Annotated in this window: 11 protein-coding genes; 9 read left to right on the top strand and 2 right to left on the bottom strand. The window is 66.4% G+C overall.

Annotated features, from left to right (window positions below):
- From AOJ26_RS43675 to AOJ26_RS37375, 3 genes are all read left to right on the top strand, one after another.
- The coding region (locus AOJ26_RS43675) for a hypothetical protein (protein WP_218780938.1) at positions 1-181 on the top strand (181 nt) is incomplete at its 5' end.
- Positions 182-189: 8 nt separating this feature from the next.
- The gene (locus AOJ26_RS37380; RefSeq protein WP_053852804.1) at positions 190-1,194 is read left to right on the top strand and encodes a NaeI family type II restriction endonuclease; all 1,005 of its coding nucleotides are present in this window, start codon (positions 190-192) and stop codon (positions 1,192-1,194) included.
- Positions 1,195-1,215: 21 nt separating this feature from the next.
- Positions 1,216-1,689 (top strand): very short patch repair endonuclease, encoded by a 474-nt coding sequence (locus AOJ26_RS37375; RefSeq protein WP_078960176.1) that lies wholly within the window; start codon positions 1,216-1,218, stop codon positions 1,687-1,689.
- A gap of 12 nt (positions 1,690-1,701) precedes the next feature.
- Here the strand turns inward: AOJ26_RS37375 and AOJ26_RS37370 are convergent, their stop codons facing one another.
- Positions 1,702-2,757, bottom strand: a complete 1,056-nt coding sequence (locus AOJ26_RS37370) for a DNA cytosine methyltransferase (protein WP_053852802.1) — start codon at positions 2,755-2,757, stop codon at positions 1,702-1,704.
- A gap of 161 nt (positions 2,758-2,918) precedes the next feature.
- On the opposite strand from AOJ26_RS37370, the gene AOJ26_RS37365 reads away from it, so the two are divergent.
- From AOJ26_RS37365 to AOJ26_RS37340, 6 genes are all read left to right on the top strand, one after another.
- Positions 2,919-3,668 carry an HNH endonuclease gene (locus tag AOJ26_RS37365; RefSeq protein ID WP_053852801.1) on the top strand — a complete coding sequence of 250 codons (750 nt, stop codon included), beginning with the start codon at positions 2,919-2,921 and terminating at the stop codon, positions 3,666-3,668.
- A 138-nt stretch (positions 3,669-3,806) separates the two neighbouring features.
- A complete protein-coding gene (locus tag AOJ26_RS37360) occupies positions 3,807-5,528 on the top strand; it encodes a hypothetical protein (protein WP_053852800.1) in 1,722 nt (573 codons plus the stop codon).
- The gene (locus AOJ26_RS37355) at positions 5,525-6,073 is read left to right on the top strand and encodes a hypothetical protein (RefSeq protein ID WP_053852799.1); all 549 of its coding nucleotides are present in this window, start codon (positions 5,525-5,527) and stop codon (positions 6,071-6,073) included. Before AOJ26_RS37360 ends, AOJ26_RS37355 begins: the two co-directional genes overlap by 4 nt.
- Before the next feature lie 40 nt (positions 6,074-6,113).
- Positions 6,114-6,626: a nucleoside deaminase gene (locus AOJ26_RS37350; protein WP_053852798.1), complete on the top strand. Its 513-nt coding sequence runs from the start codon at positions 6,114-6,116 to the stop codon at positions 6,624-6,626.
- Positions 6,627-6,638: 12 nt separating this feature from the next.
- The gene (locus AOJ26_RS37345; protein WP_053852797.1) at positions 6,639-7,637 is read left to right on the top strand and encodes a BtrH N-terminal domain-containing protein; all 999 of its coding nucleotides are present in this window, start codon (positions 6,639-6,641) and stop codon (positions 7,635-7,637) included.
- A 72-nt stretch (positions 7,638-7,709) separates the two neighbouring features.
- Positions 7,710-8,012, top strand: coding sequence for a zinc-ribbon domain-containing protein (locus AOJ26_RS37340; RefSeq protein ID WP_053852796.1), 303 nt, complete (start codon positions 7,710-7,712; stop codon positions 8,010-8,012).
- A gap of 4 nt (positions 8,013-8,016) precedes the next feature.
- Here the strand turns inward: AOJ26_RS37340 and AOJ26_RS37335 are convergent, their stop codons facing one another.
- Positions 8,017-8,844 carry an SAM-dependent methyltransferase gene (locus AOJ26_RS37335; protein WP_086724752.1) on the bottom strand — a complete coding sequence of 276 codons (828 nt, stop codon included), beginning with the start codon at positions 8,842-8,844 and terminating at the stop codon, positions 8,017-8,019.
- Positions 8,845-8,974: the final 130 nt, after the last annotated feature.

The raw sequence follows: 8,974 nt of genomic DNA, 5'->3' as shown, positions 1-8,974 counted from the left end.
CGGGAGTATGGGGGGTGTCACGGGGAGTGACGGGGTGAGGGCTCTGGCCAAGGACGACCCGGCCCCTTACTTCCCGATGGACCGGAGCTGCACGAGTGTCGGCCACCGGTTGTCGCCGACGTGGGCGCTCCTCAGCAGCAGCCTTGACATGACCTTCTACCACAGCACCTATCTGCGTTAGGACAGGAATTGCTTCCATTTGAGGAAGATGCCAGGGCAGCAACCTGGATCGCCAATCAGGAATTACTCAAGCGGGATCCTGAGCTCCTGAAGGTTGCCGAGCACATCCGATGCCTTGACCGCTCTGACGAACGGTTCGCGGCGGTACTCCGTGACACGATCGATCAGTTGCTCAATGGCGAGGCGACAGGCCGTTACGCCTGGAAGCAGCTCTTCAAGACAGAAAAGACGCACGCGGGGACCCTTGTTGAGATCAACCTGCAACGCGAGTTCAGATTTGACGACGGATCTGACGTGAATAACCATCCGATGGACTACCGCATCCTCGGAATCGACGTTGACTGCAAGTTCTCTCAGGATTTCGGCGGCTGGATGATACCGCCCGAAGCCATGGGATATCTCTGTCTCCTCATCTGGGCGGACGACTACAAGAGTCGTTGGAGCGCTGGCCTTTTCCGAGTTCAGGCGGAGTGGCTGAACACCGGAGGGAACCGAGACAAGAAGCTGACAGTAAAGGCTGAACACCGCGACAAGATTTTTTGGTTGTGGCGAGACGCAAAGCTTCCGGAAAACGTCCTTCTGCATCTTCCCGAAGTCACCCGCAGCCAGATTCTCCTCAAGGGAAGCCGCAAGGGACAGCAGCGGGTCATCGAACTGTTCCGACTGGTTCAGAACCGGCGAATCGGCAGAGGAGCCGTCCGTACCGCAGCTCAACAGCTCGACTACATGGCGCGGTTGCGCGAGGGGGATGGACGCGCACGGACCGTTCTGCGCAAAGAAGGAATCGTGATCGCTGGCCCTTACAGCAAGCACCAGGCCATCGCCCGCCAGATCGGGGCGGAGGTACCCCAGCGCGGAGAGTTCGTAAGTTTTCGCGTAGTTGAAGCCCAGCCTCACCATGCCGACCGGCCACGTGTCGAACTGGACGGCAAGTACTGGGTTCTCGCCACCCCCGACGACCCTGCCGAAGAAGCGCCCCGGCTGCCTAAGGTCGCCAACGAATCCGACGCTTGAGACATACGTATCGTGAGCAGTATGGAGAAGAACACCGCGGGAGACACGGAGCCCTGGGTGCCTCCCAGTGGCTCGTGGGCCTCATCCGCTGCCCGGCGCAGGAACATGCAGGCGATTCGCAGTCGCGACACCACGCCCGAGCGCCTGGTCCGACGCCTTGTTCATGCTCAGGGCTTGCGCTATCGCGTAGCGGCGAGACCCCTGCCTGATCTTCGCCGGACGGCCGACTTGGTCTTCCGGCCCGTGAAGGTTGCGGTCTTCATCGACGGTTGTTACTGGCACGGCTGCCCGGAACATTACGTATCCCCGAAGACCAACCCTGGCTACTGGTCGGACAAGGTCGCCCGCAACATGGCTCGTGACCGGGACACCGACGAACAGCTTCAGGCAGCCGGCTGGACCGTGCTCCGGTTCTGGGAACACGATCCCGCCGAGGAATGCGCGGTGAAGATTGCCGCTACGGTCAGCCGTCTGAGGAACCCTGAGAGGGAATGAGGACCCGCTGCCTCAGTTCTTCTTCTCCTTCTCGGCAGCCTCGAACGCAGCGTAGATCTGGTCACCGACAGCCTGTGCCACAGGCGGCGGGAAGGCGTTGCCAACCTGCCGGTACGCCGCGGTCTTGCGCCCGGAGAATTTCCAGTCCTCAGGGAAGCCCTGGATCAACGCTGCCTGGGTCACCGTGAGCTTGGGGCCGGCGGGTGCGAAGAGATCACGCTCCACATCTTTGATCTCGTCTGGTTCGTTGGCGACGCCCATCCCGCAGACGCCCAGTGCGGCCCAGGCTCGCTTAGCGCGCGTCGGCCCAAGGTCGGCACCGCCGTGCTTCTTCGAACCGCCGACGACTGTAGGCGCCACACCTTCCAGCGCTTTCTCATACCAATTCTTGAAAGCCCTCTCAGCCCTGGGGTCATGCGCTACAGCGTCGTAGCGCCGCCTCATGGAGTCTTCAAGAGCCTCCCCCACAGTTACCACCTTGGTCTCTGCAGGCTTGTGGTGCTCAAAGTAGCGTGCGTACTCGGGCTTCATGGCGACCAGGATGGCGCGAGGCCGAAGCTGAGGAACTCCGTAGTTCCTGGCCTCCAAGATGTCCCAATAGCACTCCTCGTACCCAAGAGACTCGAGCTCCTTGATGATTTCCTGGCGATACCCGACGAACTTCGGATCGAGCAGCCCGCGCACGTTCTCAATCATCACGGCCTTGGGCGCCAGGCGGTCAACAAGTTCCAGCATCGTGGGAAAGAGGTCTCGTTCGTCATCCCGGCCCAGCTGCTTCCCGGCTGCCGAGAAGGGAGGACAGGGCACCCCGCCGGCGAGAAGATCAAGCTCCCCAGGCGTGAGGCCCAGGATGTCAGGGTCGAACTGCCGCAGATCGGCTTCGATGACCTTGCAGGCTGCCCATTCCGGGTTGCTCTGCGTATTGGCCCTGAGGGTCTCGCAGGCATCCTTGTCGATCTCGATCAAGGCGACATGCTTGAAGCCCGCGTTATGCAGGCCAACCGCCTGCCCACCTGCTCCGGCACAGACTTCCACCGAGGTGTACTTGCGATCTTTCATGCGGGTCATGCCCCCTCCTTCCGGTCGTACAACGGCAGACGCATCTGGCTATCCACCATCACTGAGGGTGACAGACCCCACTGACAACGAGACCTCACCAAGTTTGCAGTACGCACCGCGGTTCGCTGAACGCACCCTCCGTCACGCCGAACACTCATACGATATTGCACATGCGGATACCTGCCTGGACTGAGGACGAACTTGTACTGGCCGGAGCCCTCGTCGTGAAGAACGGCTGGCGCGAACTGCGGACCAACGACCGGGAGGTCCAGGAGCTGTCGGAGCTGATCCGCTCGCTGCCGATCCACTCGCCGGAGGAACGAGCCCTTCCCGGCTTTCGGTCGCCGGACAGCGTGAGCCGTAAGACCACCGACTTCATGTCGAACCACAGGCTGTACTCCGGCAAGGCCACCCGCTGCGGCAAGCCGACACTTCTCATGATTGCTGCGTTCTCCGACAGGGAGGCCGAGATGCTTCAAGCCGCTGAGGCGCTTGAGGAAGGCATCGCCTCCGGCGAACTGCACCGCATCCCGCAGCAGCCTGATGAAGTCGACGAGAGCGGAGCATCCGCGATCGAGGGACGTCTCCTCGTCCGTCGCGCGTTGGCCCGCGAGCGCGACCCGAAGCTGCGAGCACTGAAAATCAAGCAGGTACAGCGTGACGGGCGTCCGCTCCGGTGCGAGATCTGCGACTTCGACTTCGCCCGCACGTATGGGGACCTGGGCGAGGGTTACATCGAAGTGCACCACGTCACCCCCCTTTACGCCTCCGGGACTCGAGAGACCAGGCTCGACGACCTCGCCTGCGTATGCGCCAACTGCCACCGCATGTGTCACAGGAGCCGTCCCGGAGAATCCTGGCGCACACCGACCGCCCTCCGGAAGCAGATGAAGAAGTCCGCCCTGGATGGCGGCCACTAGGCTGCAAAGTTCCTGGCAAGCCTCGACTTGCCGCACTGAACGGTCGGCTCCGAACCGACCTGATCACCTGTTGGCAACTACCGTCATGCCTGCGAGAGTTGAGCCACATCACCGAGGCTCAGGGAACGCGGAGCGACAGTGCAGGTATGGAGACAGATCTGGCTGTTCCTGTGTGCCGTGGGGCTAGCGTTCCTCGCTGTCTCCTGTCCCCGTAGCCATGACGCCGTCGTCGACGCGACCCAGTTCAGCGTCGCGTTCTTCGCGACGCTGCTGACCGGTGAGGCGGTCATCTTCGCTCTGACCTTCTCCGCGGCGAGTTCCTGGCCGTCCTTACGGGCGATCGACGGGCACATCGCTTTCCGGGAGTGGGTGCTCATCGGATGGTTCGCGGCGCTGTTCACCGGCTGCGGACTGCTCGGCGGGAACGACGCCAGTGCCAGCTACGGTGCGCTGTTGTTCCTGCTGGCCAACATCTACGGAGTCTTCTCCTTCGTACGGCTCTTCGGGCTGGCCAGCATCGGTGGACGCAACCGACTGCTGCGGCGCACTCTGGCCGGCGCACTCGCCCGACAAGGAGCCGGCAGCCGTTCCGGCTCTCCCTCCCCCGGCCTCGAGCACGATCCCATCGTCAACTCCTATCTGGGGACCGTCAGTCAGGCCGCCACCAGCAACGACCCGACCGCCGTACAACATCTCGTCGACCAGTTGGCGGGGGCGGAGGTGCCGGTGGAGGCCCTCGACGACGCCATCACCGTGCATCTCGACGTGCTGCACCGCCTCGCGCGGGCCACTCTCGCCGGCGGTGCCGACCCGATCCAGGTCGTCTCCTGCGCCCACGCGCTCATCGACTCCGTGATCGGTCACTGCCGGCGGCTGTCCGACCCCGCTCCATCGCTCGGCGCCCTCAGCCGCTACCTGGCGTGGCTCGCAAACACCGCACTGCTGATGTCCGTGCGGGGTGTCGCCGGCAGCCGGGCCGCCCGGGAGTTGACCGCGCTCACCACCGATGCCCGGCTGAAGATCCTGCGCTGCGTCGACCCCGACCCCAAGTCCGCCGCGCACCAGGACGAACTCGGTTCCATTCTCACCAGCCCGCTCCAAGCACTGTTGTGGACGGGCGACTTCACGGAGTTCCACGGCGCCCATCAGGCGGGCGCGCTCTATGGGACGTACGAGATCCTCACCGGCACCAAGTTCATGGGCAACTACTGGGACGGGGCCTCCATCCTCGGCCAGTTACGTCAGTCCCTGTACGGCGATCAGGGCCGCCTGTCCACTCCCGAGGCCGACGCCGCCCGACGTGTCTTCGGCCCGGTGGAGGACTACGACCACTTCTGGGCCCTCGTCTCGGTGACGGCGCTTGCGACCCTGCGCGACGCCCGGCTGCCTCATCCGCCGGAACTGATACGCCCCGAGTTCACGCCCGACCACCAGTTGTTGGGCGCCTACCTGCGGACCTTCGCCACCCACCGTTACTTCGCCACGGCGGCCGAGGCCCGCGAGGCCCTCCTGAGCCTCGTCTGCCGCGCCGACCCTCCCGGTTCGGCCGGCGCGGCAATACGGCAGGCCCGAGGCGGCCGCACGTACCGGTCGCCCGTGCCGCATGTCGAGCCTCAGCGGCGGCCGGCCGCCATGGTACTCGCCGTCGCCTGCCGCCTCGCCCCGCTGGCCCCCGGCGAGAGCGATTCCGAACTGCGCGACTTCCTCGCCGTACTCCCCGCTCCCGCTCTGCACGCGACCGCCCGCCTCGCCCACCGGGTCCTGCCCGGAGCCGCACAGGAGAGCGACCCCGTCGAGGCACTCGTCACCGGTCTGGCTGTCCTCCAACTGGTCGGCGCCCACACCCGGGAGGGAACGTGACCGAACCCGTCGTGGACATGGCCTCGTGGCGCGAACGACTTGCCGAACTCGAAGCTCCGCACGTGACAGCGGCCGTGGTCGTGCAGTGCGGCCAGTTCTGGCTCCAACCAGAGTTCACGGCCTTCCGCAACGAGGTCGACCAAGCACTCATGACCGCCCAGTTGCGACGCGGAGACCGTCTCGCCCTCACCCGCGTCGTCCTGCACAACCTCCCCCTGACGCCCGAGACGATCTCCCGACCCCCCGCTGTCGACCGGGCTTTCGCCGAGTGGCACGAACGGCTGTCCGCCACCGGGGTCCTGCTCTGCCCGGCGGGCTCGTCCGCAGTCCCGCGCATCCACCGGCTCATACTCCGCGGCGACCAGTCCGGCGCAGACATCCCGGATATGGTCGAACTGCTGAAGTACGGGGACTGGACGGACTCCCGGAAGGCGGGAGTGGCGTTGCGCACCGTCACCACCGCCGGGGCGACCACACCCCTCACCGGCTACGACATGGACTTCGACGGCCCCTTCGGCGACGCCGACCCCTCCATCTACATGTAAGCGCACCCGCGACCGGCTCGACGGAACACTTGGAGAAAAGGTGCCCTACGCTCCCGAGACCCCTCAGGACCACGACTTCCTCACCCAGGCCATCGAGCTGTCCCGGCACGCTCTCGAGGACGAGGGCAAGACCCCGTTCGGCGCGATCGTCGTGATCGACGGCGAAGTCGTCGCCAGCGGCACGAGTTCGGTCGTCGAGCTCCGCGACCCCACGGCACACGCCGAGGTCATGGCCCTGCGTGCCGCCGGTACGAAGCTCGGGCGCCATCTGATGGAGGACGCGGTGCTGTACTCGAGCAGCGAACCGTGCCCCATGTGCCTGACCGCCTGCTACTGGGCGCGCATCCCTCGTCTCGTGTACGCCGCCACCAGCCACGACGTCGCCGTCAACGGCTTCGAGGACCTCCAGTACTACCGCGAACTCGCCCTCCCGAACGCCGAACGGACCCTCCTCAGGGAGACCTCCGCGGGCGGCGAGGCCCGTGAAACCGCAGCCGCGGCCCTGGCCGGCTGGGCGGACAAGCTGCCCTTCCCAGTAGAGCCCAAGCTCTGAGGAGAACCTCGCGTGACCATCGTCAAGGGCATCACCCCCCGCGGCCTCCACCACTGCGAGACCACCGCCCTCGGTGTGCTGCTCCGGCATCAGGGGGTCGATCTCTCCGAGCCCATGCTCTTCGGGCTGGGGCGGGGGCTGTCCTTCGTCTACTGGGACAGCAAGAACATGGGGTTCCCGTTTCTCGGGGGGCGGGTGAAGCCGTTCGAGCTCAGCAGGAATCTGGCTGAGGTGATGGGGTTCGAACTGCAGGTGCGGGAGACGACCTCGCCGCGCAAGGCGTGGGCCGATGTCGTGGCCGCCGTCGAGGGCGGCCGGCCCGTCGGGCTCCAGCTCGACAGTTACCACCTGGAGTACTTCACGGCGAAGGTGCACTTCGGAGGGCATGTCGTCGCCCTGTACGGCTATGACGACGAAGTCGCCCACCTCGTGGACACCGAGCAGCAGGGGGGTGCCGTCACGACCAGTCTGGGCAGTCTTGCCGAGGCTCGGGCCGCGCGGGGGCCCATGGCTGCCAGGCACCGGTCGTTCACCGTCACCGTGCCGCCGGGGCTGCCCGCCGCGCACACACGGATCGTTCCCGCCATCACCGACTGTGCCCGCGCCTTCCTCGATCCGCCCATCGCCAACCTGGGGCACCGCGGCATCGACAAGGCCGGGAAGGCCGTACGCGCCTGGCTTCGGCGGAGTGACGACCCCGGGCGCGATCTGCCGCAGGCCGCCCTGCTGATGGAGAGGGCCGGTACCGGGGGTGCGCTGTTCCGGAATCTGTACCGGGACTTCCTCGCGGAGTGCTCCGAGATCGTCGACAGCGGTCATCTGCGCACCGGGCACCGGTTGTACGCCGAGGCGGCAGCCCTGTGGACACGGGTCGCGGCGCTGATCACCGAGGCCGGTGAGTCGGGCGAGGAGGAGTACCTCGCCCAGGCGGGCGCCACTCTCCTCGAACTGTCACGGATCGAGCGCGAGGCCATGCAGGCCCTGAGCCGGCTCGGGAGCGAGGCATCCTGAAGCACAGTCCTCGGAGCGGGCACCCGGTGCGGGGATACTGCCTCTCAAGCACCGATCCCGGAAGGCGGCACCATGTTCATCCTCTTCGGCACCAAGGGGTACCTGTACCAGCTCGCGATACTCACCCTGGTGTGCGGACGGTGCGGGAACCCGGCCGCGCACACCCTGCGCAAGCGCGTCACGAAGTTCACGCTGTTCTTCGTGCCGCTGTTCCCGATCTCCACCAAGTACGCCACGCAGTGCACCTTCTGCGGTGCGGAGAACAAGCTGAGCGCGCAGGAGGCGGAGCACCTTCAGACGCAGGCCGCCGCCGGTGGCGGGCAGGGGGGTCAGGTGTACGGCGGTCAGGCCCCGCAGCAGCCGTACCAGAGCTGAGGTCTCAGTCCAGCTTGCGGGCCACTCCGCCGTAGAAGCCGATCTCGTGCGAGCGGGGCGGCGGGGGTGTGTCCGGGCGCCAGAACGGGACCTGGACCACGCCCGGATCGATCAGCTCGAAGCCGTCGAAGAAGCTCTCGATCTCGGTACGGCCGCGCAGGTTCATGGAGGCCGTGGCCTTGCTGTAGACGGCCGCCGCCCCGCTGCGGTCGGCGAAGTCCCCGGTGGCGTGGGACAGGATCAGGTGGCTTCCGGGTGCCAGGGCGTCGCGGAGCGTGGCGATGATCTCCTGCGGCTTGTCGGCGTCCGTGAGGAAGTGCAGGACGGCGACCAGGAGCAGGGCCACTGGTTCGTCGAAGTCGACGACGGCCCGTACGCCGGGGTCGTCCAGGATGGCCCGGGGGGCGCGCAGGTCGGCCAGGACGATGCCCGTCGTGTCGTCCCCGTCGAGCAGGGCGCCGGTGTGGGTGTGCACGAGCGGGTCGTTGTCGACGTAGGCGACGCGGACGTCCGGGACCACCTCGCGGGCCGTCTCGTGGACGTTCGGTGCGGTGGGCAGGCCGGTGCCGATGTCCAGGAGCTGGCGGACGCCGGTGCCGACGACGTGACGGACGGCCCTGCGCAGGAAGGCCCGGTTGGCCCGTACGCCGATCCGCGCCTCGGGGGCCGACGCGACGAGCTGTTCGCCGGCCCGGCGGTCGACCTCGTAGTTGTCGTCGCCGCCGAGCAGGTAGTCGTAGATCCGGGCGGGGTGCGGTCGGCTGGTGTCGATCTCGTCGGCGCGGAAACCGTGCTCTCTCACGGGGTTCCCCTTACTTCCCTTGCTTCCCATACTTCGGCTCTCCCTTTACCGGTCCAACTCCCTTCCTGTGCACGGAAGTTCCGGGGACGGGGTGGTGGGGGTGAGGGTGGGGGCGGGGGCGTCCGCAGTCGTCGCCGGGGACGGGTTCAGCCGGCTCGGC

The organism is Streptomyces sp. NRRL B-24085 (assembly GCF_001282115.1).
Taxonomy (GTDB): domain Bacteria; phylum Actinomycetota; class Actinomycetes; order Streptomycetales; family Streptomycetaceae; genus Streptomyces.
Note: the sequence above shows the minus strand (reverse complement) of the source record. Positions and strands in the feature narration are given on the sequence as shown.